The sequence below is a fragment of the Polyangium sp. 15x6 genome, from assembly GCF_029960785.1.
Classification (GTDB): Bacteria; Myxococcota_A; Polyangia; order Polyangiales; family Polyangiaceae; genus Polyangium.
Genome location: NZ_JASBQE010000002.1, coordinates 33987 through 60186 on the forward strand (window position 1 = coordinate 33987; position 26200 = coordinate 60186).

Sequence of the window (26200 nt, forward strand, 5' to 3'; positions counted from 1 at the left end):
ATCGGAGGAGCCCCCGTTTTTGTTTCAATTGAGCGAATACGGCATCGCGAGCGTGAACTGCGCGATCTCGGCGTCGAACGCCGGCCCGCCGCTCGCGGGGTACATCTGGTAGGTGCCGTGCATCGTGCCGCGCGGCGTCTCCAGCACGCAGCCGCTCGTGTACTCGAAGTGCTCTCCGGGCCGGAGGGTCGGCTGCTTGCCGACGACACCGGGGCCTCGCACCTCTTCGATCTTCCCGTTGCCGTCGGTGATGATCCAGTGCCGGGTGCGGAGCTGCGCCGGTTCGCTGCCCTCGTTCGAGATACGCACCGTGTAGGCGAACACGTAACGCCTCGCGCTCGGCATGGATTGCGACGGAACGTACTGGGTCGTGACGTTGACGCGGATTCCGTTCGTGATGGCGGTGGACACGCCCCTGCCGTGCCACGCGCCCGAGCCGTCCACAAGGGGACTTTCGGAGGTGTCGGAAACCCGGGCCGTGTTGACAGCTCTCATGCTCGTTCGCACGTTCCCCGAACCGTGAACGACAACGACGACCATTCAGGCGAGACCGCCGTCCAGGCCCCGTCCCTCTCGTCCTTCGCCTCGCCTCCGGCGTTCGCGGGGGTCACGGGAGCCGCCTCCCCGCCCACGCCGGGTGGGCTCGTGCCGGTCGACCCCCTGCCGGGCCTCACGGCCATCGGCCCAGTAAACGAGCGTAAGGCGCGGGATTGGTCGCTCGTCCTGCAGTCGATGTCGGTCTGGCACATGATGCGCTGGACGTTCCGGGGCTGGGTCCTCGTCGTGCGGGACGAGGATTACGATCAGGCGTCGAGCTCGATCGATCGGTACGAAACAGAGAACCGGGACTGGCCGCCGCAGAAGGTCCGCGAGCGGCCGCGGCACGCGCCCTCGATCGTCGCGCCGCTCCTCTTCGCCGCGCTCGCCCTGTTTTTCCTGGTCACGGGGCCCGTCGCGCACAACTCGTTCTGGTTCCAGCGCGGCCGCGCCGAGAGCGACCTCGTCCTCGGCGCCGAGCCCTGGCGCGCGCTGACGGCGCTCACGCTGCACGCGGACTCGTCGCACGTGATCGGCAACGTCATCTCGGGCGCGATCTTCGCGTCGGCGGTGCAACGCAGGCTCGGCCCGGGCGGCTCCGCGCTCGCGATCCTCACGGCGGGCACGCTCGGCAACGTCGCGAACGCGGTCGCGTACCACACGATGGGAAACGACGTGCATCGCTCGATCGGCGCGTCGACCGCGGTCTTCGGGGCGATCGGGATCCTCGCGGCCACGCAGCTCGCGCTCGATCGGGATCACGCGGTGGGGCGGAAGCGGACGATGCAGGAGATCGCGGCGCCGATCGTCGGCGGACTGGCGCTGCTCGGAGCGCTCGGCGCGAGCCCACAATCCGATCTCGGCGCGCATTTCTTCGGGTTCGTCGCGGGCGTCGTGGTGGGCCTCGGCGCGGCGCTCGTCCTGCGCAAGACGCGGCCTTCGCCGCGGCCGTGGCTCCAGGTGGGGCTGCTCGGAGCCACGAGCGCGCTCATCCTCGGCGCGTGGCGCCTGGCCTTGCCGTATCGGCTCGTCTGGCCGTTCTGATCCGGCTCAGTCGACGGGCCAGAGCCCGACCGTGCCGCCGGTCCAGGTGAGATCCTTGTTCTGATCGACGCCGAGCATCTTGCCGCGCGAGAGCCGCACGAGGTTCAGCACGAGCTCGGGCGCGGGCTCGTCGGGCGCGCGCAGGAACATCATCCGCACCTCGCCCTTCACGCCCGAGCCGTCCGGCATCGAGAGCGCGGGCTCGTAGGAGATCTTCTCCTGCAAGAGCCAGCCGTGCCGATCCGAATCGGGGATCGCCGCGATGTCTTCCTTCGTCGGATCTACATTCACGCCCGAGCCCGCGAACGAGAAGAGCGGTTTGAGCACATACCGCTCGAGATCGTTCGGGATCTCCTCGAGCTCCGAGAGGTAGCGGGCGCGCGGCACGGCGGGGTGATCGATGTACGGCAGCGTGTACTTCGACCACGTCCAGTACCAGTTCGGGTGCGAGCACCACGTGATGTCGAGGTCGTCGGTGTAGTGGAACGGGAGCTCGATCTTGCGCGCCTCGAGCTCGTCGAAGACCACGCGGTTGTAGATGCGGCGCACCTCGACGAGCTTGCCGTTCACCTTGCGCAAGAGCTTGCGCCCCTCGCGCACGAGCGTCGTCGGGCAGACGGCGTCGACGCCGATGAGCTCCTTCGTCGCGAGGAAGTCCGGGTACGTCTTCTGGTTCGGCGGATCGATGTCGAGCAGCACGACGTTCGCCGGGTCCTCGCCTGCGAGCACGGCCTTGCGCAGGCGCGCGACGAACCCGTCGCGATCGAGGCCGCCGAAGAAGATCGACCATTTCCGATCGAGCCCCGGCATCGTGCGCATCATGTCGGCCATGACCTCGCTCTGCAGCACCATGAGCCCGTAGAGCGACGGGAACGCTTGCAGCTCGACCACACGGCCCTCGAGCTCTCCGCTCGGCCCGCGCACGATCGCGAAGTCGACCTGCACGCAGTTCGGCAAGGCGTCCATCCCCGGCGCGTCGAGGCGCGCCGGGATCGCGCGCTTCATCGTCGCGATCACATTCGGCCGCGAGATCTGCTGCACGATCTCCCTCGCGGATTTCGCGAGGTAGCTCCGCAGCCCCTCCGGCAGGAAGAGCGGCGTCTCGGCCACGCGGAAGGGGATTTTCGAGCCCACCCGGCGCTCGAGGCGCGCGAGGTAATCCGCGTAGGTGTCAGTTCCGAAGGCGGCGTTGTAGGCGCGGCGAAAGACGGGATCCATGCGCTTTCCTTGGTAGCACGAGCGGGGTGCGTCGCGGCAGGGGACCGAAGGAGGATGGATCCGAGGGCCCTTCGGGTGGTAACGTCCCGTCGTGCTCTCCCGACGATCCATCACGCCCCTCGCGGTCGTGATCCTTTCGCTCTCGGCGACAGCCTGTTCGTCCCTGACGCGGCCCGACGAGATCACCATCAAGGCTGAACCCGCGGCGGCTCCTGCGCCCCCGCCTGCTCCGGCGGCTCCTGCCGGGCAGCCCGGCGCTGCTGCGGCCCCCGCGCCCGGTGGAGGTGGTTGAGGCGGTTGACGAGGCTCCGGTCTGGAGCCTGAAAATCCCCGCCTCGAACCCCACCCTCCGCCCCTGCGGCATCCGCATGCGAAAGGCACGAGTTCGCTCGTCGTGAGCTCTTCGCCTGGAACGGACGGTACCCCGTGACATCCCTGCCCTCTCTCCACGAGACCCCCGAGCACGCCCGGCTGCGGGACGAGATCCGCCGCTTCGCGCGCCGCGAAATCGCGCCTTTCGCCCACGCTTGGGAGGAGGCGAACGAGTTCCCCCGCGAGCTCTACGAGAAGGCCGCTCGCGCCGGCATGCTCGGCGTCGGTTATCCCGAGGCGTACGGCGGCTCCGGCGGGGATCTCTCGCACATGATTGCCGCGACCGAGGAGATGATCGTCGGTGGAACGTCGGTGGGCACGGCCGTGGGCCTCGGCAGCCACGCGATCGCGCTGCCGCCGATCCTGAACTTCGGCACCGAGGAGCAAAAGAAGCGGTTTCTCCCGCCGGTGCTCGCGGGTGAGAAGATCGCGGCGCTCGCGATCACCGAGCCCGGCGGCGGAAGCGACGTCGCATCGCTCCAGACACGCGCGATCAAGGACGGCGATCACTACGTCGTCACGGGCGCGAAGACCTTCATCACCTCGGGATGCCGCGCCGACTTCGTGACCACCGCCGTGCGCACGGGCGGCGAGGGGCACGGCGGGATCTCGCTGCTCGTGATCGAGCGCGGGACGCCAGGTTTTTCCGTGGGCAAGAAGCTCGCGAAGATGGGCTGGTGGGCCTCGGACACCGCCGAGCTCGTCTTCGACGGGTGTCGCGTCCCGCGGGAAAACCTCATCGGCGAGGAGAACGTCGGGTTCGTCCCCATCATGACGAACTTCGCCGTCGAGCGGCTGCTGCTCGCCGGCAACTGCGTGGCGATCGCCTCGCTCGCGTACGACGAGGCCGTGCGTTACGCGCGCGAGCGGCGCGCCTTCGGCAAGCCGATCATGGGCTTCCAGGTGCTACGCCACAAGCTCGCGGACATGGCGACGCGCATCGCGGCCGCGCGCGCCCTCATGAACGACGTCATCGCGCGGTACCTGCGCGGCGACATGGTCACGGGCCTCGCCGCGATGGCGAAGAACACCGCGACGGACGCTTGCTCGTTCGTCTGCGACGAGGCCGTACAGATCTTCGGCGGACACGGCTACATGCGCGAGACGCTCGTCGAGCGGCTCTATCGCGACGCGCGGCTCTATCCGATCGGCGGCGGGACGCGCGAAATCATGAACGAGATCATCTGCAAGACGGAGGGCTATTAGCCACCATGGGAACGCGAAATCGACGTCTCGCTGCTCTGATCGCGCCCGTCGCGATCCTCGCCCTCGCGGCCTGCGAGAAGACGCCCGAGCCTCCCCCGAGCGGGGCGCCGGACAAGGCGCGCCCCGCCCCCGCGGGCAGCACGAGCCCGGGCGCGGCCGCGCCGCAGCGGAAAGGCCCGACCGACGTCGCCTACGACGTCCCCGAGGGCTGGCAGAAGGCCGAGAACCCGAACCCGATGCGCAAGGCGACCTTCAAGATCCCGCGCGCCGAGGGCGACTCCGAGGACGCCGAGATGAGCGTCTCGCAGGTCGGCGGCACGGTCGATCAGAACGTCCAGCGCTGGTCGGGCCAGTTCGAGCGCGGAAAGGAGGACGCGACGTCGCGGCAGGATCGCAAGATCGGCGAACTCTCCGTGACCGTCGTCGAGATCCACGGCACGTTCTCGGGCGGCATGAGCATGCCGGGCGCCGCGCCGGCCGAGCCGAAGCCGAATTGGGCGCTGCTCGGCGCGATCGTGCAGACCGATGGATCGTTGACCTTCTTCAAGCTCACGGGCCCCGAGAAGACCATCACTGCCGCGAAGCCCGCGTTCGAGAAGTTCGTCGAAAGCCTGCGCGCCAAATAGCCCTCGACGTCGCCGTCCGCGCGGTACACTGCATTGCGCCGCGCACCGGAACCCCGGCGGCGGCGCACTTCCCTCGCACCATTCTTTTTGTTCAGCCATCACGCCCCGGCCGGGGCGGGAGGAGTCCCATGCGTCGCCGTCGCCGCTCCTTGAAACCGCTTCTTTTTGTGCTTGCGGGCTTCGCCACCGGCGCAGCCATCGCCGCTGGCTGCTCGGCCACGTCCCCCGGCAACAAGTTCGAACCCGGCGAAGGAGGCTCCGGCGGGGTCGGCGCGAGCGGCGGCGGGGGCGGCGCGCCCTCGGGCCCAGGCGGGACGGGCGGCGACGGCGGGATCTTCTTCCCCACCGACGACGGCGGCACCGACGCGCCGAACGACGTCCCGATCAACCCCTGCGGCACGAAATGCGGGCCCACGGAGCTCTGCGACCCTGACCACCTCGGCTCGGACGACGACTGCGACGGCGAGGCCGACGAGGATTGCCCCTGCGCCGCGGGCCAGGCGCATCCGTGCTTCAAGGGCGATCCGTCGTACCGCGGCACGCCGGGCTGCTTCGACGGCACCATGAAGTGCAGCGAGAACGGCTACTGGTCGTCGTGCAACGGCGGCGTCCACGCCACCGACCTGTGCTTCCTGAACGACACGAACGCCTGCCACGCGATGACGTCGGCGCCGTTCGTCAACGTGAACCTCAAGGACGGCACGGGGAACTTCAGCGCCGACGCCGTGCCGGGCTCCGAGACGTGGGCCGTCACCTGCCCCGAGGGCGTGAACCCCTGCCCCGGCGTGAGCGGATCGGGCCCCGCGGACGACTTCAAGCCGCTCCAGTCGGGCGAGTACTCCGTGACGTACACGAAGGGCCTCGCCGGCGGCGGGACTGCGACGTGCACGTATCCGCTCTTCGTCGGCGCGCCGGGCCTGCGCGTCGAGCTCGAGTGGGAGCACGACCTCGGCGGCGACGGCGTCGACCTCGATCTGCACCTGCACCAGCCGAACAACACGCTGCCCTGGGCCGTCTCGGGCGCGCCGCAGGATTGCGCGTGGGGCAACTGCGTCTTCAGCGACTTCTCGCCGCCGCCCTCGTTCGACGCGCCGTCGTGGTTCCCGGCGAACGTGCAGCCGCCGGAGCCCGTGTCCTGGTACCTCGACCCGGTCTTCGAGAAGAACACCTGCTACTTCGCGCCGCGCGGCGTGGGCCAGGACTGGCAGATCCTCGGACAGGGTTGCCACAACCCGCGGCTCGACCTCGACAACATCAGCTGCGATCCGACGATCTCGAACCCGGACGACGAGTATTTCTGCGCGCCGGAGAACGTGAACGTCGACTTCCCGCCGAAGAACCAGTGGTTCCGCATCGGCGTCCACTACTTCAACAACGACGACAAACCCTACGACGTCCACCCGACGATCAAGATCTTCTGCGACGGCGCGCTGAGCGCCGAGCTCGGGCCGAAGGGCTACTACGACCCCGAGACGCCCATCACGTTCACCCCGACCGACGGCGAGAACCTGCCCGGCGGCAACCGCTTCTGGCTCGTCGCGGACGTGGCGTTCCGCGAGTCGAACCAGTGCGGCGCGCGCGGCTGCGTGGTCAAGCCGCTCTACTCGGACGAGGCCGCGAAGACGCCGCTCCTCACCTACGACGACATCGCCGAGCAGAACTTCGGCCCCGCCTACCCGCCCCCGCTCCAGTGACGGCTGTCGAGCCCTTCGGCTCCTAGATCGGCACGTCCCCCTCGAAAAACCGATGAAAGGCCGGAGGTAACGCCTCCGGCCCGATCGAAGGCTCGGGCCACGTGGCCGAGAGCGTGTTCCACAACAAGATCGTCTTGCCCGGATGGGCCACGCACGCGCGGCGCAGGCCCACGAGCGCCTTGCCGCTGTACGTGATCTCGCCCGGCACGCCGAGCAGGCGCGTCACCTCGGGCGCGGCCTCGATCGCCTCGGGCGTCGGGTGCCCGTACCCGCGCCCCGCGACGCCGTGATCGACCTCGAAGCGCGGCGCCGGCAGGTTCCGCCGAAGCACGCGTGCTCCCGCGTGGCGCGCGAGCTTCTGCGCCGTGGCCTCGACGAGCAGCCGCAGCGTCACGCGGTTGCAGGCGAAGCGCTCGGTGATCCGCGCGGCGATCACCGTCGTCGGCCAGCCGAGCAGCATCATCCCGAGCGAGAGCGCGGCCACCGTGCCGCCGCTCCCCGCGGGCAGGACGATCAGATCCGGCCGCGGCATCTCGCCCCGCTCGACCTGATCGGCGAGCTCGAACGCGGCCCCGACGTAGCCGAGGTTCGCCATCGGCCCCGACGCCCCGGGGGGCACGAAGTACGCCTTGCGCGCCCGCGCGAGCTCCTTCGCGGTGAGGATCGCCGTGCGGGCGTAGCCGCCGCCGTGGATCAAGCGCCCGCCGGCGGAAGCTTGCAGGAGCAGCGATCGACGCGCGAACGAGGTGATGGGCTGATCGAAGAGCACGCTCGTCACGTCGAAGCCGAGCGCGCGGCCGAACAGGATCGTCGCGGTCACCTGCGTGGATGCGAGGCCGCCGACGGTGAGGATCTCGCGCGCGCCGCGCGCCTCCGCGTCGGCCAGGATGTGCTCGAAGCGCCGAACCTTGTTGCCGCCGAAGAGCGGCGACGCGAGGTCGTCGCGCTTCATCCAGACGTCGTCGCGCCCGAGATAACCGGCGATCGCCGTGCAGCGCTCGACCGGCGTGGGACCGGGCAGGAGCGAAAGCCACGGCACCTCGCGGGCGAGAGCGGGGAACTCGGCGAAGAGGCGTGGCTCGCGCGGCCCTTCCGTGCGCGCGCCTGGGGCCGTCCCGACTGCCGCGTCGTCTTTCATCGCCGGCTCGAGTAGAGCACCACGCGCGCGGCTCCGCCAGGAGGCGCCCTCGTGCTATACGGTCGCGCCACGAGGCGCGCCCCTTTCGTGCGTCTCGAGCAGAGGAGACCCGACCGATGGCTCGCGTGCACAACTTCAACGCCGGACCTGCCGCGCTCCCCCTCGCCGCGCTCGAGCGCGCCCAGCGCGAGTTGCTCGATTTCGAGGGCACGGGCATGTCGATCATCGAGCACAGCCACCGCGGCAAGGCGTTCGAGGGCGTGCACGACGAGGCCCTCTCGCTCCTCCGCGAGCTGCTCTCGATCCCCGACGACTACCACGTGCTCTTCCTCCAGGGCGGCGCGAGCCACCAGTTCGCGATGGTGCCGCTGAACCTCCTGCCCCCGGAAAAGAGCGCGGATTACGTCCTCACGGGCGGCTGGTCCGAGAAGGCGTACGAGGAGGCGGGGCGGATCGGCACGGTCCGCGTGGCCGCGACGACGGCCGAGGGCAAGCGGTACACGCGCATCCCGCGGCAGAGCGAGCTCTCGCTCGATCCGAACGCGGCCTACGTGCACATCACCACGAACAACACGCTCTTCGGCACGCAGTGGCACGACGTCCCGGACACCGGCGACGTCCCCCTCGTCGCGGACATGTCGAGCGATTTCCTTTGGCGTCCCATCGATGTCCGTCGGTACGCGCTCATTTACGCCGGCGCGCAGAAGAACATCGGGCCTTCGGGGGTCACGGTCGTCGTCGTGCGCAAGGACCTCGTCGAGCGCAGCCGCAAGGACATCCCCAAGATCTTCCAGTACCGGACGCACGCCGAGAACAACTCGCTCTACAACACGCCGCCGACCTTCGCGATCTACCTCGTGCGCAACGTCCTCGCGGTCGCCAAGGAGCAGGGCGGTTTGCCCGAGATCGAGCGGAAAAACCGGGCGAAGGCGGCCTTGCTCTACGGCACGCTCGACGAGCTCTCGGGGTTTTACAAGGCCCCGGTCGAGCGCGAGAGCCGCAGCGTGATGAACGTCGTCTTCCGCCTCCCCACCGAGGATCTCGAGAAGCGGTTCGTCGCCGAGGCGGCGAAACAAGGCATGGTGGGCCTCGCCGGCCATCGCGTCACCGGCGGCATCCGCGTCTCGCTCTACAACGCCATCGAGCTCGCGTCCGTCGAGGCGCTCGTTCGCTTCATGAAGGATTTCGCGAAGCAATCGGGCTGACGGTGAAGTGGATTGCAGGCCAACCCCCCGAAATGCGCATCGGAACACGCGCGAACATGACGGTCGCGTGACGGTCACACACGCGGGGTCATCGTACTTTTCCGCACGCACGATCCTTCCAAGCTCGGTGCGACTTGGAGTAAGCTGGGACGAGCATGAGTAGCTTGGGCCCCGGAGTCGTGATTGCCGGGAAATATCGCCTGGTCGGCCTCCTCGGGAAAGGAGCGATGGGCGAAGTGTGGCGCGCGGAGCACGTGACGCTCGGCGCGCCCGTCGCCATCAAGCTCATCGACGTCGACCTCCTCGGATCGAGCGGCGCAAGCGAGAACAGCGAGATCGTGCAGCGCTTCTTCCGCGAGGCGAAGGCCGCCGCCGCGCTGCGCACGCCGCACGTCGTGCAGATCCAGGACCACGGCTATGACGGGCCCCTGCCGTACATCGCGATGGAGATGCTCGAGGGCGAGACGCTCGAGCATCGCATCGAGCGCGTGCGGGTGCTCCCGCCGCTGATGACCACCACGATCATCACGCACATCGCGCGCGCCGTGGGCAAGGCGCACGAGGCCGGCATCGTCCACCGCGATCTCAAGCCGAGCAACGTCTTCCTCGTGCGCAACGACGAGGACGAGATCGCGAAGGTCCTCGATTTCGGCATCGCCAAGGCCATCGGCGGCGGCGTGCTCGGCAGCCAGGGCGGCGTCTCCACGCGCACCGGCTCGGTCGTCGGAACGCCCTGCTACATGAGCCCCGAGCAGGCGCTCGGGAACAAGACGATCGATCAACGCGCCGATCTCTGGGCGCTCGGCGTCATCGCCTACGAGTGCGTGACCGGCATACGCCCCTTCGACAGCGAGGCGCTCGGCGACCTCATCGTGCAGATCTGCGCGCGCCCCTTGCCCGTGCCCTCCGCGGTCGCGCCCGTCCCCGATGGCTTCGACGCGTGGTTCGCCAAGGCCTGCGCGCGCGAGCCGAACGAGCGTTTCCAGACCGCGAAGGAGCTCGCCGAGTCGCTGCGCTGGATCCTCTGCCCGGATCAGTCGGGTATCTGGAAGCTCGGCCAGACGCATCCCTCGCTGCCGGCCATCGTGATGCCGCAGCAGGCGCGCATCTCGAGCCCCGGCCCCGAGCCGTCGGCGTTCGCCAAGACGCGCGCGCCCGACCCGACGACGATGACCCATCGCGGCCTCGTCTCGGCCGTCGCGGAGGCGCAGCCCACGTCGAGGAAGATGCGCCCCGCCGTGATCGTGGCCGCGCTCGCGGCCGCGGGGGTCGGCGCCGCGACGGCGGTCGTATTGCTCTCGACGAGCGGCCCGCCCGCGACGACGGACGCGACGACCCCTTCGGCGTCGCCGCCCTCCGCGTCTCCCGCGGCCGAGCCGCCGAAGGAGACGATCGCCGCGCCGACGACGGCTTCGGTCGCGCCCCCGCCCCCGCCGCCTGCCACGAGCGAGCCTGCCGCGGGGACCACGGACACCCCACCCACGACCAGCGCAGCACCGACGTCGACCACGCGCGTCCCGATCAACAAGGGCGGGACGACGACGAAAAAAACAGGTACGACGAACAAGAAGAAGCCCGACTGGGGGATCTGACGGACGCGGGCGCATCCGTTCGCGTACGGCTCGAAGGAGCGTGAGGGAAACGATGCGGTTGTCGAAGGGGATCGGCTTGCTGCTCGTCAGCGCAGCTTTTTGCGCCTCGCCCGCGTGGGCGCAGCCGATCAACGATCAAGTGCGTATCGCCGCCCGCACCCTCGCGGACGAGGGCTTCGCGCTCTACGATCAAGGCAAGTACGCCGACGCGCTCGACAAGTTCGAACGGGCCGATGCGCTCGTCAACGCGCCCACCGTAAAACTGCTCGCGGCGCGGACGCTGGAGAAGCTCGGGCGCCTCGTCGAGGCCGCGGAGAAATATCGCTCCATCACCATCCTGCAGCTCGACGACAAGGCCCCCGAAGCGTTCCGCGACGCGCAGGAGACGGCCGCCAAGGAGCTCGCCGCGCTCACGCCGCGTATCCCCACGATCGAGCTCACCGTGCAAGGCGCCGGCGCGGAAATCGCGACCGTCATGCTCGACGGCAAGGTTTTTCCGCGCGCGCTGATCGGCGTGAAGACGCCGCTGAACCCCGGCGTGCACCGCGTCGAGGCCGATACGCCGGCGTCCTCGGCCGCGCTCGACCTCAAGGTCGACGAGAAGCAAGCCGCCCGCGCCGTGCTCGAGCTCGCGCCGAAAGCCACCGCCGAGCACGGCGGCGGCGACATCGTCACCCCCCCCGGCGGCGAAGACACGACCAAGAAGACGCCCGGCGCCACGCAGCGGCTCATCGGCTACGTCAGCCTCGGCGTCGGCGGCGCGGCCGCGCTCGGCGGCGTCGGCGCCCTGATCAGCGCCTACGTCAGCCGCAGCGACATGGAGGCCTTCTGCGAGCGGCGGGTCAACGGCACCGACCCTTGCACGAACAAGAGCCTGACGAACGACACGCCCGTCTCCCCTGACCGCTACGTCGACTACCGCAACGGCATCGACACGAAGGCCACGCTCTCGACCGCCCTGTTCGTCGTGGGCGGCGTCGGCCTCACGGCAGGGGTCGTCCTCCTCTTGACGGCCCCCAAGGCCAAGCCCGCCTCGCCCACCAAGGCGAGCGTCGAGCCCTGGGTCGGCATCGGCAGCGTCGGCCTGCGCGGCACCTTCTGACCTCGCCCGAACGCCTCGCGGTGAGGCCCTGCTCGGTCGGCTGACGAAAAAGTCAGAACGCGCGGGGGCTGGGCACATGTTCACCATCGATGGGCCGAACGACCCCGCCGATGGAGATAAGCCCCGACGAACGCTTGGTGCTCGAAGCGCTCGCCCGCGCCCCGACCGGGAAGGACACGCACGAACACAGGCGGGCGCTGCGTGCGAAGATCGTGCTCGCTTGCGCCGAGGGCCATGACGTCGCGTACGTCGCGACGCACGTCGGCGTCGGGCGTCGGGTGGTCAGGCGCTTTCGCGATCGGTTCGTCCGCGACCGGCTCGCGGGCCTGGAAGACCGCCCGCGGCGAGGCGCCCCCCGGCGCATCTCGGACGCACGCATCGACGAGCTCCTCTGCCGAGCGCGCGAACCCACCCCTGAGGGCGCCCGCCGCTGGTCCCGACGCACCCTGGCCAGGGCCACCGGGCTCAGCCGCTCCACCGTGGACCGCATCCTCGGCCGTTTCTGCGTCGCCCTGGGCCCCGAGGCCCCCCATGGCCCACGCCGCCCGCCCGCGCGCTCTGGCGACCCGGGGGGGCGCTGCGCGGCCGGCACCTGCTCCTGAGACCGACATCGGCGCAGCGGGGGCCACATCGAACCACGGGCCCGACGAGGCCGACGAGCAGGAAGGCGCCGTCCCGGGGGGCATCCGCGCGCCGTCGACGGAGGGAGCGCATCCGCGGGGAACAGCTTTCGACGTCCGGCGGCGCCCCGCGGATATCCACACCCTCGCTCTGGCCCACACGGGCCGCGCCGTGCCCCGGCCGGTTGTAAGGCCCTCGCCTTACGCCACATCGCCGAAAAACCCGGCACACGCGGCGCAATGCGAGGCGGGTTTGGCGTATCGCGCTTGATCTACCGCGAAAAACCCCACGGCCGAGCGCGGCCGCTGAAGGCTTGCTTTCGCAAGCCGATGAGCGGCCTCGTGCATCGAAGATGGCCGTCGCGCTCGCTCGATTGAAGGAGCCGTCCATCGTGGCGAAGCCGCGTGGTCTCTTCTTTGATTGGCGAGCGTATACGCCGGAGGGGTGTGCACCTCCTTGCCCGCACGCCATCGTGCGCTCGCTCGGGTAAGGACGGGACAGACCTTTCCATGAGGCGCCGAGATCGTCCGTTCGCCCGGCCAAGCAACCGGGCGAGCGAGCGGCCGAGCGTGTAGCAGCATCGAGAATGAGGCTCTGCCAAACCCGATGAAGTCATCTGTCCGGCCCGATTGCATCATGCTCGAGCTCCGCCGTTCGTCGGAACGAACCACGAGCGTGCGATCGGTCCGGGCCGGCGTGCACGAGATCGCTCGCTCCACGACCATTTCTCATTGCAGCAGGCACACGCGCTACCGAGCGCAGCTTGACGTCATTTCGCGCGGCCCAACAGCAATCCGCGAAGCAACACGGCGCCCGGCTGGAGCATCGAGCGGGGCGTCACCAAGGAGGGGCAAATGATCGAGAAGGACCAGCACGAGACCGCGAGGAACAGCGGCGAGGCCGAGGACATGAAGCAGGCGGAGACGTCGCAGGAGCACGATCAGCAATCGGCTTCGGCAGAGCACGAAGGGCCGCCTTCTTCGAGCGATCTCGGTCCGACGACCGAGCGCAAGCCCGCCTCGCAGCGCGGCTTCGCGGCCATGGAGCGCGACAAGCAGCGCGCCATCGCGAGCAAGGGCGGCAAGGCGGCGCACGAGAAGGGCACGGCGCACGAATTCACGCCCGACGAGGCGCGCCAGGCCGGCAAAAAAGGCGGCGAGGTCGTCAGCCAGAACCGCAAGCACATGGCCGAGATCGGCCGCAAGGGCGGCGAGCGCGTGAGCCAGGACCGCGAGCACATGGCGCAGATCGGCCGCAAGGGCGGCGAGGCCGTGTCGAGCGATCGGGCCCACATGGCTCAGATTGGGCGCAAGGGTGGTGAGGCGCGCGGCACCCATTGATCGCAATCGCTCGCTGGGGGAGCGGCGCTCGTCGCTCCCCTCGCGCGGGGCCGTGGCAGGCCGCTGGCTCGGCTCGCCGTGATGGGGCACCATCGGGGCGCGCCATGACCATGTCTCCGCGGAACACCCAGGGAACGACGCCGCACGGCGGGAGGCGATCGTGAGCTCGCTCGTCGTGCGCGTCGTCGGCGTGGGGGATGCCTTCACCACGCGGTATTTCAATGCCTGCTTCCTCGTCGAGGCAGGTTCCACGCGGATCCTCGTCGACGCGCCTCCCGCGCTCGGACGTGCGCTCGGGGATCTGGGCGCGCGCGGCGGACCGCCGATCGGGCTCGCCGACGTCGATCGCGTGATCATCACGCACCTGCACGGCGATCACGTGGGGGGGCTCGAGCAGCTCCTGTTTTATCGGCGGTTCGTGACGGGGAAGCGTCTCGCGCTTCATGCGGCCCCCGAGGTGCTCGCGGGGCTCTGGGAGACGCGCCTCAAGGGTGGGATGGATACCCTCATGGCGCCCGACGGGACGCGCTCGTCGCTCACGCTGGATGATTACGCGGACGTGGTACCGCTCGGCGCCGGGACGAACCACATCGGCGATGTCGACCTCGAATGGCGGCCGACGATTCACCACATCCCCACGTCGGCGCTGCGATTCTCCGCGGGCGGGGCTCGGTTCGGCTACAGCGCCGACACGGCGTTCGATCCCACGCTGATCGACTGGCTCGCCGAGGCCGATCTCTTCTTCCACGAGACGAACCTCGGCGTCCACACGCCGCTCGCCTCGCTCGTGGGGCTCTCCGAGGACGTGAAGCGCCGCATGCGGCTCATTCATTACCCCGATTTTCACGACCCGGAGCGCTCGCCGATCGCCTGCACGCGCGAGGGCGAGCGCTTCGAGATCTGATCAGAGGCACATCTCCGGCTTGCTCAGGAGCACCCGCGCCTCCTCCGAGAGGGGCGCGTCCGCGAGGCCGCCGAGGAATGCCTTCGTCGCCGCCGGATCGTCCGAGAGCAGCCGCACCCCGATGCAGATCGCCCGCGCGTGCGCCGGCCGCGTCGCTTCGTCGTGGAGAATGTCGCCGAGTTCTTCCACGAACAAGCCGAGGGCCCCCCCACCCGTGTTGAAGACGGCCCACGAGGCCCCGGTCATCGCCGAGGGCAAGGTCTCCGAGGTCCGCGTCGCGCGCAGCAGGTCGAGGTAAAACGCGACCCACGCCTCCGAGGTCACGTCACGCGCGCGCCGCGCCAGGTGATCCAGGGCGATGCGCCGCGCCCGGAGCGAGGGCGCCTTCGAGGCGACCACGCCGAACGTGGCGAGCTCACGCTCCTCGGGGAGCTGAAAGGCCCCGAGGTACTGCAGCCGCGAGAGGGTCACGTCCTCGCCCACGAGGCCCGCTTCGAGCTTGGGCCATTCCGCGCTGAAGAGCGCGTCCGGCGGCACGATGTCGCCGCAAACGCCGAGGCCCGCGCCGACCCACCCGAGCCCGAACGACGGCGGGCCCGGTTCGAGCAGCGGCGCGAGGGCCGCCGCCCAGGCCTCTTGCTCGGCCGCGTCCGCCGCGCTCCACGCGAGCCCGCAAGCGAGCTGCAAGGCGAGCGCCTTCGCGCCGTCCGCGTCGAGCTCGCCGAGAAGCCCGGTGATCTCGGCCGGCGTGATCATCGCCGCGATCGACGTAGCGGCCACCCGGAGCGCATTCATCTGCGCCGCCCCGCCGAGCCCCGCGAGGGCGGTTTTTCCGCTCGCCGTGAGCGGCACGCGCGCCGCGAGCCATGCCGCCGTGCGCGCCTCGTCCCCCGTGACCTCGAACTCCGGGTGCACGTCGCCCGGGTCCACGACGAGCAGGACCTCCGTCCCCGCGGCCGGAATCACGGCCCGCGCGCCGCCGAGGAGCGACACCTCCTCGGCCGACCCATCCGCGCCGTACCAGCGCACCACGAGCGGCGCGACGATTGCCCCGTCGGGATCGTCGAGCACGAGGGCAAACGCGGCGTTCGGCTCGGCTTGCAGCTCGATCCGCGGCATGGCCTTCGCGTCGAGCGCGCGCCGCACCCGCGCCGTCGCCCCCGGCCCGAGGGCCTCTGCGAACGCGTCGATGAACACGTCGGTCCCGATCGTGCCGAACCTGTGCGCTTCGAGGATCTTCCGCAGCGTCTCGAAATACGTGGCATCCCCCGCCACGCTCCGGATCTGCGCGTGCAGCCAGGCCGCGCGAGCGTACGGGCCGGACGTGTATTTGTCGGCCGGCGCGAGGGCTCTGTCGCGGATGGGCACCCCGTCTTCCGCGTAGAATTGATCCCCGTGCAGCGTCCCCTCCCCGCTCGCGTCCGTGAAGGCGCGCCCGGCCTCGTATTCGAGCTGGTTCGCCATGCCCTCCTTGATCCAGATGTCGTCCCACGTCTCGATGGTGACGAGGTCGCCGAACCATTGATGCGCGAGCTCGTGCGCGGCGAGGTAAAAATCGCCGGCGAGCGTGGGCTCCGTGCTGCTCGTCTCACGCTGGAACGAGATGCCCGCGTTCTCCATGCCGCCTCCGGGGAACGAAGGCACGAGGACGAGGGCGTATCGCTCGAATGGATAAGGCCCGATCAGCGGCTCGAAACGATCGATCATGCCGGCGAGGGCCTTCGCCATTTCGGCGTGGCTGCCCGGGAGCTCGCGGCGGTGCCAGACCTCGACGGGCAAGCCGGATTTCGTATGCCATTTGGCCACCTCGAACTGGCTCACGGCGAACGCCATTTGATAGGTCGGCAAGGTCCAGCCGGTCTCGTATTGCACGCGGTGCGAGCCCGGCCCCTCCTCGGCGTCGAGCACGAGGCGGCCGTTGGCGATGAGCTGCTCCTGGGCCGGGATCTCGAGGGAGACGGAGAACGTCGCACGATCGCTCGGATCATCGGTGCAAGGCATCCACCAAGACGTGCCGAGCGGCTCGGAGTCCGTGAAGAGGGCGCGGGAGAGGACGGGATCCCCGAGCCGCGTGGCAATCGCATAGAAGTTGTCGCTCGTGCCGGCCTCGTAATCGATCTCGATCTCGAGGGTCTTTCCCTTCGTCGCCTCGGGCGCGTCTTCCAGCGAGATCGCGAGCACGCCGCCCGGAGCATCGACCTCGTACGCGGGATCGTCCGCGCCCGTGATGCGCACGGCTTTCACGGTGACGTGGCTATCGAGCGCGATCGCGGGCGTATCCTCGGTGAGCGTGAGCGTCACGGAGACGGTCGCGGCGAGCTTGCGTGAGGTCCAATCGAACGCGCCTTCGAGCGCGTATCGTTCGACGTCGTAGCCGCGCGTGGCCCCCTCGAGCGGGGAGCCACCGCAGCCGGTGATCAGGAATGGGAGGGAGAGGGCCGAAAGGAAAGCGAGGCGAAGAGGGCGCATGTCACCATGCTACCCGGGCGGGATCGGAACGCTACATGGCGATCGCGCCGAGGTCGTGCCGGACCTCGCGAGGCGGCGGAATCCACTCCTCGTCGGGGCCCTCGGCGGGGATCTCGACGGGCTTTCCATCGTACGTGCGGCGCTTTCCGGGCCAGACGAAGGTGCGGAAGAGATACGCGAGCATCGAGGGCTGATCGAGCTCCGGGTGGATGAACGGCGCGACGCGCTTCGCGTGCTCCGCGGGCAGGAGGCTCCAGTGCAGGCCCGGCTCCATGTGGTGGATCGTGTGGTAGCCGTTGTTGTAGGCCAGGAAATTGACGAACTTGCCGAGGAAGTTCCGCGAATGGTTGTATTCGCTGTCCTGATCGCAGCCGTCGTGCTGGAGGTAATTGATCGTGATGATGCCCCAGGCCGCATACTGGTGGGGCAGGAGCACGTAGAGCAGGAATTTCTTCCAATCGAGCACGAGGAGCGCGCCCATCGTGCCGAGGAAGACCGTCGCTTCGAGGATCATCTGCCGGAACCAGGGCGGGTTCTGGCGGTACATCGCCTTGAAGTACCGCATGTCGGCGAGGAAGACGTCCCTGCCCACGGTCGGCATGAAGAGCAAACCGTTCAGGAGGTTCGAGCGATAACGCACCTTCGTCGTGCGCATCACGTCACGCCGCGTCTGCGTGTGCTTGTGGTGGCTCAGGTTGTGGCCGGGGACGAAGGCGCTCACGGGGTGGCCGTAGGTCAAGGTGAGCACGACCTGGAAGGCCCGATTCGCCCAGCGCTGCTTGAACACGGGGCAATGCACGGTGTTGTGCGTGGCCACGGCCCCGAGGAACGAGAACACGCACGTCAACGCGACGAGCGGAATCGCGATCCAGAGCGCGCTCGGCGCAGTCACCCACTGCACGGCCACGAGCGCGAAATAGATCACCACGAAGCACAACGTCCGGATGTCGGCTCGGTAACGAAGCATGAAAAGTCACCCGCCGGGAAGCCCAGCCCACCTGTGTCGAAAGTTCGACACTCTCTAGCGCATTTTGGACCGTCCCGGGCGTCGAAAATGCGGGCCGGCCCTCATCGGGCCACGAGGGACCGGGAGGTTCGGCTTGCGCGGGGTACTCTCAGCGGCGCTTCCAGGTGTCCGGGTGACGGTGAAGGTGCATGACCGCGACGATCTCGATCCGGTCCCGGACCTCGCGGTAAAGGATTCCGTAGGGGAACCGTCGCGTGTGACAGCGTCGCACACGCTCCGAGAGCTTGGGCCAGGCCGCGGGCATCTCGCAGATGCGCCGGAGGGCCGCCTCGACCTCGTCGAGGAACTCCTCGCCCAGGCCCTCGGCTCGGCCCTCGTAGAACGCCACGGCACCCCGCAGCTCCTTGCGGGCTGCGGGGTGGAAGAAGAACCGCTTCACCGAACGTGCGCGCGAAGCTCGCGGAGCACCTCGGCCCCGTCGAGGAGCTCGACCTCGCCGGCGTCAATCTGACGGCAGCGCTCCTCCGCTACCTTCGCCCACATTTGCTCGAGCGCCTCGCTCTCCGACTGGCTCAGGCTCTCCAGGATGCAACGGACGAGCGCGGTCCGGGAGGGGACCGGCAAGGAGAGGATCTCGTCGGCGAGCCGTTGCAGTTCGGGCGGCATGTGTTGCTCCTCGGGAGGAACTCTAGCAGGAAGCTCCGAGCGACGCGAGAGGGGTTCGTCCCGGAACGATTCGGAGGGTCAGCCCCGCAAGAACCGCCGGTACGTCTCGACGGCCCAGTGCACGTCGAGGGTCCCGCACATCTCGCGGCACGAATGCATGCTGAGCATCGGGGCGCCGACGTCGACCGTGGGGATGCCGAGCGCCGCGGCCGTGATGGGGCCGATCGTGCTGCCGCAAGGCAAGTCCGTGCGGATCACGAACTTCTGCGCCGGATAGCCGACGTCGCGGCAGATCTCCTCGAACAGCGCCGCGGTGCCGCCGTCCGTCGCGTAGGACTGATTGACGTTCGATTTGATGACGAGGCCCTTGTTCAACATGGGCTGGTGCTGCGGCTCGTGCTGGTCGGCGTAATTCGGGTGGACCGCGTGCGACATGTCCGCGCTGACCAGGAACGAGCGCGCGAGCGCCCGCTGCAAGCCCTGTGGCTCGCTGCGCGGATAGACCTCGAGGATCCGCGCGATCGTGTCCTTGAGGACCGTGCCCGCAGCGCCCGCGGCGCTGCGGCTGCCGCACTCTTCGTGGTCGTAGAGCACGATCATGCGGGTCGAGGGGGCGCGGCCGGACTCGGCGGCGAGCGCGGCCGTCGACGCGTGACAGCTCGCCAGGTTGTCGAGGCGCGCGGCCAGGACGAACTCCTGCGCGAGGCCCGCGATCGTGGCCTTGGCCGTGTCGTAGAGGCAGAGGTCGTAGCCCAGGATGGCATCGGGCCGCTCGTCGAGCTCGCGGGCCACGAGCGCGCGCACGTCGGGCGCGGCGCCGAGGCCGACGACCGGAACCATGTGCTTCTGCTCGTTCAGGACGAGCCCTTCTTTGTTGACCGAGCGATTGAGGTGGATCGCGAGGTTCGGCACGCGGGCGACGGCGCGGCCGAGGTCGACGAGGCGCGCGGCCGGCCGCTCGCCCTTGCGCTGGCAGAAGACGCGGCCCGCGATGGAGAGGTCGCGGTCGAGCCAGGTCGAGAGGAGCACGCCGCCGTAGACCTCGACGCCGAGCTCCTGGTAGCCGGAGCGCGAGAGGTCGGCGTTCGGCTTGACGCGGAGGTTCGGCGAGTCGGTGTGGGCGCCGAGGAGGCGGAAGCCCGCGACCGCGGGGTGCTCGTCGCCGACGACGAAGGCGACGATCGTACCGGCGCGAAGGAAATAGCGGCGATCGCCGGGCTCGAGGTGCCAGGCGTCGTGCTCGGAGAGCGCGGAGAACCCATGCGCGGCGAGCCGGCGCGCGGCCTCTTCGGCCGCGTGGTAGGGGCTCGGGGAATGATCGAGGAAGGCGCAGAGATCACGCGCGGCGGCGAGGCCCTGGGCGCGGAGGTCGCCCTCGCTGGCTTGCTGGAGGAGGGTATCGGTCGTGGTCATGGGCGGGGGCGATGGTAGCAGGCGACGCGCAACGCGGAAGCCGGTTCAGCAATCGTCGCAGTTCGTCTGGGTGCACTGGAGCAGGAGCTCGAGTTTCGGCACGCCCGCTCCGTGGTCCTGGTAGCAGCCCTGCTGGCAGGTCAGATCGAGGTCGCCGCAGCCGTCGAGGCAATTGTAGAGCGTGATGCACGCGGCGTTGGCGAGGCAGCCGTTGAGCTCGTCGTCGCAGGTCTCGACCATGCACTGCGAGCAAGGATCGAGCGGCTCGGAGCCGGGACACTCGTTCGGGCAGGCCGTACCGCCGCAGCTCGAAAGCGCGTAGACGTCGGCCGCGCCGTTCGGGAAGGACGCGTAAACAAAATCGGGCATTTCGTTAGAGATGAACACGACGCGCGGGCGCGTCCGCGGCACGCGGGTTGCCACCGAGACGGACGAGCCGTTCATCGTGTGCACGCGGGCTCCGGAGGTGGTCGTGGCAAAACGTTCCTCGCGTCGTCGCGGGCCGGATCAAAAGGACCACGTGGAGCAATGGCTCGCGCGGATCTTCGAGCGCGCCCTCAGCGGCTCGATCGTGACGGGGCTCCTCGCCCAGGGGTGCGCCGTGGGGCCCGCGCAGGCGCTCGGGGAGCCGGACGGCGCGGAGGCCACCGCGGAGGCCGAAGACGCGCAGGAGGATGACCGCGTGTCGTGCACGCCCGACAGCGTGCGCGAGACGTTCGGGGCGCTCGTGGGGGCCTACCAGGCCCGTCGCGCCGCGGACGTCGAGATCGCGGCGGCCATGCGGCACATCGCGGCCGACGAGGCGCGGCACGCAGCGCTCTCGTGGAAGGTGCACGCCTGGGCGATGGAGCGGCTCGGGCCGGACGAGCAGGCGCGAATCCAGCGGGCGCAGGCCGAAGCGCTCGCGGGGCTCGCCGCGGGGACGGCGCGCGTCCAGGCGCCCGCGGTGACGCGCGCGGCGGGCTTGCCGGGGCCGGCGGAGATGGCGTGCCTCCTGGATGCGTTCTGGCGGGGGATCATGGCGGAGGCATGACGCGGTGCCGCCGGAGCCCGAGCTCACGGATGAGCCTGGGCCGGACCCGCCCGCGCTTCCGCCGCCAGCGCGCCGCGGCATGCGTGTTGCCATGGATTCGGTCGAGCCGTTCGCCGTGTGCACGCGCGGCTCGGGAGGTCCTCATGGCCCATCGATTCCTGCGTGGGTGCACCCCGGATCCTGGTGAATCCGTGGAGTCATGGCTCGGGCGCATCTTCGAGCGCGCCCAGCGCGCCGCCCTCCTGACTGGGCTCCTCGCCCAGGGCTGCACGACCGAATCCACGCAGGCGCTCGCGGAGCCTCTGGACGCGGACGCCGTCGATGAGGCGGGGAGCGCGCAGGTGGCCCGCGGGGTGCCTTGCGCGCCCGGCACGTACATCCCCATCTCGGCGAGCGGCCTCTCGCCCGCCCGGCGCTTCGATTACCTCGCCATCCGCACCCTCCACGGCGTCCCGGCCAGCGAGGAGGTCCCGGAGCGCTGGACGGTCTCCGATTTCAGCGTCGTCAGCGAGGTGGGCACCGCCTGCGCGACGGCCACGACCCGCGAATGCCACCAGAAGATCCGCATGCACCCGGAGCCCTTCCGGCGGACGAGTTGCTTGCAGCTCTGCAGCGAGACGTCGGTCGTGACCACGGCGGGCGACGAGGTGCGACGCTGGGTCGGCGTCCCGGAGATCCTTTCGCTCCTCGGCCCGATCGACACGCCCGACGAGGCGCTGCTGCTCGTGGAGTCCATGGGATACGACCTCACCTGCGACGATGCCGAGCGCACCACCGTGCGCGCGGCGCCGGACGGCTTCTTCGTGACGGCCACGAAGATCACGAGAGACTGCGCGCCGATCATCACCACACGATTCACGTTTCGCATCTGGCGCAGCGGCGAGATCCAGCAGGTCCGCACCGAGGAAATCGATCGGGACTCGGCGTGCATCGGGCGGGTCCCGGCCGGGCTCACGAGCGCGCACGCGGACGAGGGGCGGTCTCTGCTCGGGGACTTCCTCGCGCGCGCCGCGCACCTGGAGGCGGCGAGCGTGATCGCCTTCGAGCGGCTCGCGGCGGAGCTCTCCGCGCTCGGCGCGCCGGCGTCGCTCGTGCACGAGGCGCGGAAGGCGGCCGAGGACGAGGTCCGGCACGCGGACGTGGTCTCGGCCCTCGCGCAGGCGCGCGGCGGCGGCACGCCCGTCTCGCCGTGCGTGGAGGAGTTGCCGCGCCGCGCGCTCTTCGCGCTCGCCCTGGAGAATGCGGTGGAGGGCTGCGTGCGCGAGACGTTCGGGGCGCTCGTGGGGGCGCATCAGGCGCGGCGCGCGGCGGACGCCGAGCTCGCGGCGGCGATGCGGGACATCGCGGCCGACGAGGCGCGGCACGCGGCCCTGTCGTGGAAGGTCCACGTCTGGGCGATGGAGCGGCTCGGGCCGGAGGAGAGGGCGCACATTCAGCAGGCGCAGGCCGACGCGTTTTCGCGCCTCGCGGCGTCGACGACGCGCGCCCCGGCGCCCGAGGTGGCGCACGCGGCGGGTTTGCCGGGGCCTGCCGAGGCGGCATGCCTGCTCGACGTGCTTCGGCAGGGCGTCCTGGCGGAGGCGTAGTCCGGGGGTTCGGCGGGGCGATCCTCGTAGGTCATCACGCCCCACGCGGGCTCACTTTCCCACGCGCGCGATGGCCCCCGGCCGCGCGATGGTTCCGAGCGCATACGCGATACCGCTTCGCAGCGTGCTGCGCGTGATGATCCCGGTCATGTCTGCGTTCATCTCGACGAGGGTCTGCGCGATGGCCGGCTTGATGCCGGTAAGCACCACCTGCGCGCCGAGCAGCCGCGTGGCCTGCGCGGCTTGCACGAGCGCCTGGGCCACCTGCTCGTCGATCTCCCGGACCCCGGTGATATCGAGGATCACGATGGTCGCCGCGTGCATCGCGACGCCCGCGAGCAACGTCTCGAGGATCTGCTCCGCTCGTTCCCCTTCGATTGCGCCGACGAGCGGCATGGCCACGACCCCGCGCTCGATCGGCAGGAGCGGCGTGACGAGCTCACGGATCGTCTGCTTCTGGGCCGCGATGATCCTGTCCCGGACTGCGGCTTCTTGTGTCTCGAGTTGCCTGCGGGCGGTAACATCGGTGGCCGTCACGCCGATCGCCACAATGGTTCCCTGGTGGAAGATCGGAAACTTCAGCGTGAGAAAGACGCGTTCGCCCTGGGGGTGCTGGATCGTGTCCTCGGCCTCGATCGATTTCCCTGTCGCGAGGACCGTGGCGTCGGACGCCGCGATGACCTTTGCAAACTCAGGTGGAAAAAGGTCCCGATCGATGATGCCGAGCATCTGCGCCTTCTCCATTCCAAAGAAGTGCGCGCAATGCTGGTTGACCAGGATGAGGCGCCCCTGCAGATCTTTGGCGTACATCGGCGAGGGGGCATGATCGACGAGCGCCTGGAGGATGTTGAGGTTGACGCCTCGCTCCTCTACGGCACTCCTCGGTCCGCTGGCGAGCGCCCCTCGCGCGGATTCGAGCTCCGCTTCGAGCGCGACCACGCGCCCCTCCAGCTCCTCGACGCGCGCTCGCCAGGCGAGCGCATCGACGGACGCTGCCGTCTCCTTGTTCGCGTCTTCCGTCACGCGCGGCCCCTCCCTCCCGTCGCAGCTGATCTCGCACGGTAGGCTTTTGTTCGCGGCAGATCAAGACGGCTGGGTACGCTCGAGCGCGGGCGTGGTCGACGCTTCTGCGGACCACCCAAACCCAAGAGAGTGCCCATGGGGGCCATGAGCGCTATCCGGGGCGTTTCACGGGTGAAGCCCGCGGCCCTTCGTAAGCGGGCATGTGTATGGTTTCCCGTCGCTTCCCCTTCGGTCGGACTTGATGTCAATGGTGCTCGGGCCATGATCCCGGTGCTCCGTCAACTCCAAGATCCAGATAGGACGGTTGGACACCGCTTCTGGTCACGAGGACACGGTCGGCAACCGATGGGGGATGTCGTAATGCGTGCTGGGCTGCTGCGAGCGCAATGCTGGCCGCATCGAGCATCTGGCCGGCCCCGAAGGCGCGTGCCATGCGCGGCAGGGCGAAATCGCGCGGGCGGACGCGCTCCGGACGTGTTCGTTCTGCGGGAGAACCGAGGCACAAACGAAGCTCGCTGCCGGGCCCGCCGCGAACATCTGTGCGACCTGCGCGCGCCTGGTCTGCGGAGTGCTGGGGCTTCGGCTGCTCGACACCGAGTCGAGATGAAGGGTTCGTCTTGACCGGCCACAACGTGGAGGTGTACTCTCTCGCCTCTATGCACAGCCCTCCTGATTGGGGTTTCGAATTCAACCCCGCGATTCTCCTCGGCCTCGTCGAACGATCCATTCTCGCGCAAGTGAACGGCCGTGAGTTCCGGCTCGTGATGCTCACGGACGAGCGCGGCGCGCGGCCCCTCGTCCTGATGCAGACCAAAGACGGCGCCTGCGTCTGGGCCCTTCCGGCGGTCGTGCCCGAGGGCGCTTTTGCGGTCCCCATCTCGGCCAGGGCGGTCGAGGCGCTTCGCGCGGGTGCCACGTCCGGGCTCGCACTCCGCGTGGATGATCGCGGTCTCGCTTTTGCCGACGTTCCGTGACGGGCCCGCACGTTGCCGTCTACGTCGTCTCGATCCTCGCACTGCTCGTGGCCCTGTCGCGGGCGCAGGGTGATCGCGAGTTCTTGCCCCTGGTTTGGCTTGCGGTTCTCGGCAACGTAGGGAGCGCGATCGCCGACGTCGCGCCTCTCATCAAAAACAACGCGCCGGTTCCTTACGTTGGCGCGCCACTCTGGGCCTGGCGAGCCGAGCATGCGGCTTGGCTCGCCTGGTTCGTCTCCGTTCCCGCCTGCGCGGATGCCCTTCGCGGCGTCCCGCGCCACCGCATCCATGTCGGCATATGGCTCGCGCTCGTCGCCCTCGTCTGCGGCGGGTATCCCCTGATTCGTGGGGAACGGCTTCGCCTCCTTTATTCTGTCATTCAAGTCGCGATTGCGCTCTACGTCGGGCTGTCCGTGTACCTCGCCAAGCGCGGCGGTATACCACGAACGCCGGCGCGGCTGGTCGGTTTTGCTTTTCTGGCGGGTGAGATCACCTTGCCCGTCGTGGTGTACGCCCGGATCGGCCCGTGGAACTACACGGAGGCGGTCCGGTTCGTGCAATTCTTTTTCATGCTGGTGGGGTGTTTATGGGTGCGTCGTTATCGTTCATTGTCGGACTCGTCGTCGCGTTTCTCATAACTGGAGCAGCCTTCCTGCTCCTCGCCCGCGACAAGATGCGCGCGGATCACCAGTGGTACATCGAGGTGCACGGCGCATCGCCGGGGCTCTTCACGTTGTTCATGGTCGTCCTGTTCGGTCGCTCTGCCCCTGCCGCCGCGGAGCCCCGGGACGAAGCCGCCGTCGCCACGATTGCGGCGACGCAGGAGAGCGAGGAGCCTGCCTCGGAGGACGAGCCCCCCACCTCGTCCGAGGACTATCAAGACAAGCGGGACCCGCTCGAAATCGGCGGCGATTACATCGGCATGGGCGCCCTCTTCCTGGTCAAGGCCGCGGCGCAACATGAAGCGCAGGAGGTCATGGCCGAAGTCTACGAGGACGAGCCTTATGACGTCCGCGAGCGGCACGCCATCGCCCTGTCGACGGCCGGGCGCATTTCGTTACGCGCGGCCCTCCTCCTGCGGATCTTCGGCGAACACTGCGAGAAGGTCGCGCGCGCCTTCCAGGAGAAGGGGGCCTCGCCGAGCCGCGATCAGGACGCGTGGTGGCCGGACGTGGATGCGCTCGTCGCGATGGCAGAGCGCGAGCATCGGGAGGCGAGCGCTCGGCGAGAGCGAGCGCCGCTGCGGGTCGTCGAGCTACCCGACGAACCGGAGAATGATGGGGGCGCGTGACGGGGGCGGTGTAGGTGTCCATCGCGGCGTCCTCGTGACAACGTTGGTTCGATTCGATCCGGTAGGCTGGTTTCATGTCGCCCACGATGCCCAGGATTGAAGAGGGTCTGCGGAATGCTCTCCAAAGGCTTACGGGCCAGCCGCGCGTGACCGCTCTGGACGATATGATCAATGTGGAC

25 protein-coding genes and 1 pseudogene are annotated in these 26200 nt (G+C 69.3%); 16 read left to right on the forward strand and 10 right to left on the reverse strand.

Going from position 1 to position 26200, the window contains the following annotated elements:
* Positions 1-24: 24 nt before the first annotated feature.
* On the reverse strand, positions 25-411 hold the full coding sequence (apaG, locus tag QHF83_RS01645) for a Co2+/Mg2+ efflux protein ApaG (RefSeq protein ID WP_282415958.1): 387 nt from the start codon (positions 409-411) through the stop codon (positions 25-27).
* A gap of 108 nt (positions 412-519) precedes the next feature.
* Here apaG and QHF83_RS01650 point away from each other — a divergent pair, with 108 nt between their 5' ends.
* A complete protein-coding gene (locus QHF83_RS01650) occupies positions 520-1581 on the forward strand; it encodes a rhomboid family intramembrane serine protease (protein ID WP_282415959.1) in 1062 nt (353 codons plus the stop codon).
* A 6-nt stretch (positions 1582-1587) separates the two neighbouring features.
* Here the strand turns inward: QHF83_RS01650 and QHF83_RS01655 are convergent, their stop codons facing one another.
* Complete coding sequence (locus QHF83_RS01655) at positions 1588-2799, reverse strand: hypothetical protein (protein WP_282415960.1); 1212 nt, start codon at positions 2797-2799, stop codon at positions 1588-1590.
* 91 nt (positions 2800-2890) lie between these two features.
* Here QHF83_RS01655 and QHF83_RS01660 point away from each other — a divergent pair, with 91 nt between their 5' ends.
* The 4 genes from QHF83_RS01660 to QHF83_RS01675 all read left to right on the forward strand — a co-directional run bounded on the left by QHF83_RS01660 (position 2891) and on the right by QHF83_RS01675 (position 6697).
* The gene (locus QHF83_RS01660) at positions 2891-3091 is read left to right on the forward strand and encodes a hypothetical protein (RefSeq protein ID WP_272423652.1); all 201 of its coding nucleotides are present in this window, start codon (positions 2891-2893) and stop codon (positions 3089-3091) included.
* A 134-nt stretch (positions 3092-3225) separates the two neighbouring features.
* Positions 3226-4377 (forward strand): acyl-CoA dehydrogenase family protein, encoded by a 1152-nt coding sequence (locus tag QHF83_RS01665; RefSeq protein ID WP_282415961.1) that lies wholly within the window; start codon positions 3226-3228, stop codon positions 4375-4377.
* 5 nt (positions 4378-4382) lie between these two features.
* Positions 4383-5003 carry a hypothetical protein gene (locus QHF83_RS01670; RefSeq protein ID WP_282415962.1) on the forward strand — a complete coding sequence of 207 codons (621 nt, stop codon included), beginning with the start codon at positions 4383-4385 and terminating at the stop codon, positions 5001-5003.
* Positions 5004-5170: 167 nt separating this feature from the next.
* The gene (locus tag QHF83_RS01675) at positions 5171-6697 is read left to right on the forward strand and encodes a hypothetical protein (RefSeq protein WP_282415963.1); all 1527 of its coding nucleotides are present in this window, start codon (positions 5171-5173) and stop codon (positions 6695-6697) included.
* Between the two features lie 22 nt (positions 6698-6719).
* Here the strand turns inward: QHF83_RS01675 and QHF83_RS01680 are convergent, their stop codons facing one another.
* The gene (locus QHF83_RS01680) at positions 6720-7835 is read right to left on the reverse strand and encodes a pyridoxal-phosphate dependent enzyme (RefSeq protein ID WP_282415964.1); all 1116 of its coding nucleotides are present in this window, start codon (positions 7833-7835) and stop codon (positions 6720-6722) included.
* A gap of 116 nt (positions 7836-7951) precedes the next feature.
* Between QHF83_RS01680 and serC the strand changes: the two genes are divergently transcribed.
* From serC to QHF83_RS01710, 6 genes and pseudogenes are all read left to right on the forward strand, one after another.
* Positions 7952-9040: a 3-phosphoserine/phosphohydroxythreonine transaminase gene (gene serC, locus QHF83_RS01685; RefSeq protein WP_282415965.1), complete on the forward strand. Its 1089-nt coding sequence runs from the start codon at positions 7952-7954 to the stop codon at positions 9038-9040.
* Positions 9041-9195: 155 nt separating this feature from the next.
* Complete coding sequence (locus tag QHF83_RS01690; RefSeq protein ID WP_282415966.1) at positions 9196-10632, forward strand: serine/threonine-protein kinase; 1437 nt, start codon at positions 9196-9198, stop codon at positions 10630-10632.
* A gap of 52 nt (positions 10633-10684) precedes the next feature.
* Positions 10685-11734 (forward strand): hypothetical protein, encoded by a 1050-nt coding sequence (locus QHF83_RS01695; protein WP_282415967.1) that lies wholly within the window; start codon positions 10685-10687, stop codon positions 11732-11734.
* Positions 11735-11871: 137 nt separating this feature from the next.
* Positions 11872-12336, forward strand: a complete 465-nt coding sequence (locus QHF83_RS01700) for a helix-turn-helix domain-containing protein (RefSeq protein ID WP_282415968.1) — start codon at positions 11872-11874, stop codon at positions 12334-12336.
* A 1038-nt stretch (positions 12337-13374) separates the two neighbouring features.
* Positions 13375-13695: pseudogene (locus QHF83_RS01705) on the forward strand (general stress protein); the annotation flags it as partial.
* A gap of 160 nt (positions 13696-13855) precedes the next feature.
* Positions 13856-14599, forward strand: coding sequence for an MBL fold metallo-hydrolase (locus QHF83_RS01710; protein WP_282415970.1), 744 nt, complete (start codon positions 13856-13858; stop codon positions 14597-14599).
* Here the strand turns inward: QHF83_RS01710 and QHF83_RS01715 are convergent, their stop codons facing one another.
* The 6 genes from QHF83_RS01715 to QHF83_RS01740 all read right to left on the reverse strand — a co-directional run bounded on the left by QHF83_RS01715 (position 14600) and on the right by QHF83_RS01740 (position 20483).
* Positions 14600-17068, reverse strand: a complete 2469-nt coding sequence (locus tag QHF83_RS01715; RefSeq protein WP_282415971.1) for a M1 family aminopeptidase — start codon at positions 17066-17068, stop codon at positions 14600-14602.
* A gap of 31 nt (positions 17069-17099) precedes the next feature.
* A complete protein-coding gene (locus tag QHF83_RS01720; RefSeq protein ID WP_282415972.1) occupies positions 17100-18035 on the reverse strand; it encodes a fatty acid desaturase in 936 nt (311 codons plus the stop codon).
* A 148-nt stretch (positions 18036-18183) separates the two neighbouring features.
* Positions 18184-18474 (reverse strand): type II toxin-antitoxin system RelE/ParE family toxin, encoded by a 291-nt coding sequence (locus QHF83_RS01725; protein WP_282415973.1) that lies wholly within the window; start codon positions 18472-18474, stop codon positions 18184-18186.
* Entirely contained in the window at positions 18471-18701 is a 231-nt protein-coding gene (locus QHF83_RS01730) for an addiction module protein (protein WP_282415974.1), read from the reverse strand. Before QHF83_RS01730 ends, QHF83_RS01725 begins: the two co-directional genes overlap by 4 nt.
* 78 nt (positions 18702-18779) lie before the next feature.
* Positions 18780-20114 carry a M18 family aminopeptidase gene (locus tag QHF83_RS01735; protein ID WP_282415975.1) on the reverse strand — a complete coding sequence of 445 codons (1335 nt, stop codon included), beginning with the start codon at positions 20112-20114 and terminating at the stop codon, positions 18780-18782.
* 45 nt (positions 20115-20159) lie between these two features.
* On the reverse strand, positions 20160-20483 hold the full coding sequence (locus QHF83_RS01740; protein WP_282415976.1) for a hypothetical protein: 324 nt from the start codon (positions 20481-20483) through the stop codon (positions 20160-20162).
* Between the two features lie 10 nt (positions 20484-20493).
* Between QHF83_RS01740 and QHF83_RS01745 the strand changes: the two genes are divergently transcribed.
* Together QHF83_RS01745 and QHF83_RS01750 are read left to right on the forward strand one after the other, a co-directional pair.
* Positions 20494-21147, forward strand: coding sequence for a hypothetical protein (locus QHF83_RS01745; protein WP_282415977.1), 654 nt, complete (start codon positions 20494-20496; stop codon positions 21145-21147).
* A gap of 143 nt (positions 21148-21290) precedes the next feature.
* Positions 21291-22733, forward strand: coding sequence for a ferritin-like domain-containing protein (locus QHF83_RS01750; RefSeq protein ID WP_282415978.1), 1443 nt, complete (start codon positions 21291-21293; stop codon positions 22731-22733).
* A gap of 51 nt (positions 22734-22784) precedes the next feature.
* Here the strand turns inward: QHF83_RS01750 and QHF83_RS01755 are convergent, their stop codons facing one another.
* The gene (locus tag QHF83_RS01755) at positions 22785-23756 is read right to left on the reverse strand and encodes a PAS domain-containing protein (protein ID WP_282415979.1); all 972 of its coding nucleotides are present in this window, start codon (positions 23754-23756) and stop codon (positions 22785-22787) included.
* 656 nt (positions 23757-24412) lie between these two features.
* Between QHF83_RS01755 and QHF83_RS01760 the strand changes: the two genes are divergently transcribed.
* From QHF83_RS01760 to QHF83_RS01770, 3 genes are read left to right on the forward strand one after another with little or no spacing between them, the layout of a single operon-like run.
* Positions 24413-24730 carry a hypothetical protein gene (locus tag QHF83_RS01760; RefSeq protein ID WP_282415980.1) on the forward strand — a complete coding sequence of 106 codons (318 nt, stop codon included), beginning with the start codon at positions 24413-24415 and terminating at the stop codon, positions 24728-24730.
* Positions 24727-25368 (forward strand): hypothetical protein, encoded by a 642-nt coding sequence (locus tag QHF83_RS01765; protein WP_282415981.1) that lies wholly within the window; start codon positions 24727-24729, stop codon positions 25366-25368. The genes QHF83_RS01760 and QHF83_RS01765 overlap by 4 nt, the downstream gene beginning before the upstream one ends.
* Complete coding sequence (locus tag QHF83_RS01770; protein WP_282415982.1) at positions 25317-26021, forward strand: hypothetical protein; 705 nt, start codon at positions 25317-25319, stop codon at positions 26019-26021. Before QHF83_RS01765 ends, QHF83_RS01770 begins: the two co-directional genes overlap by 52 nt.
* Positions 26022-26200 lie beyond the last annotated feature (179 nt).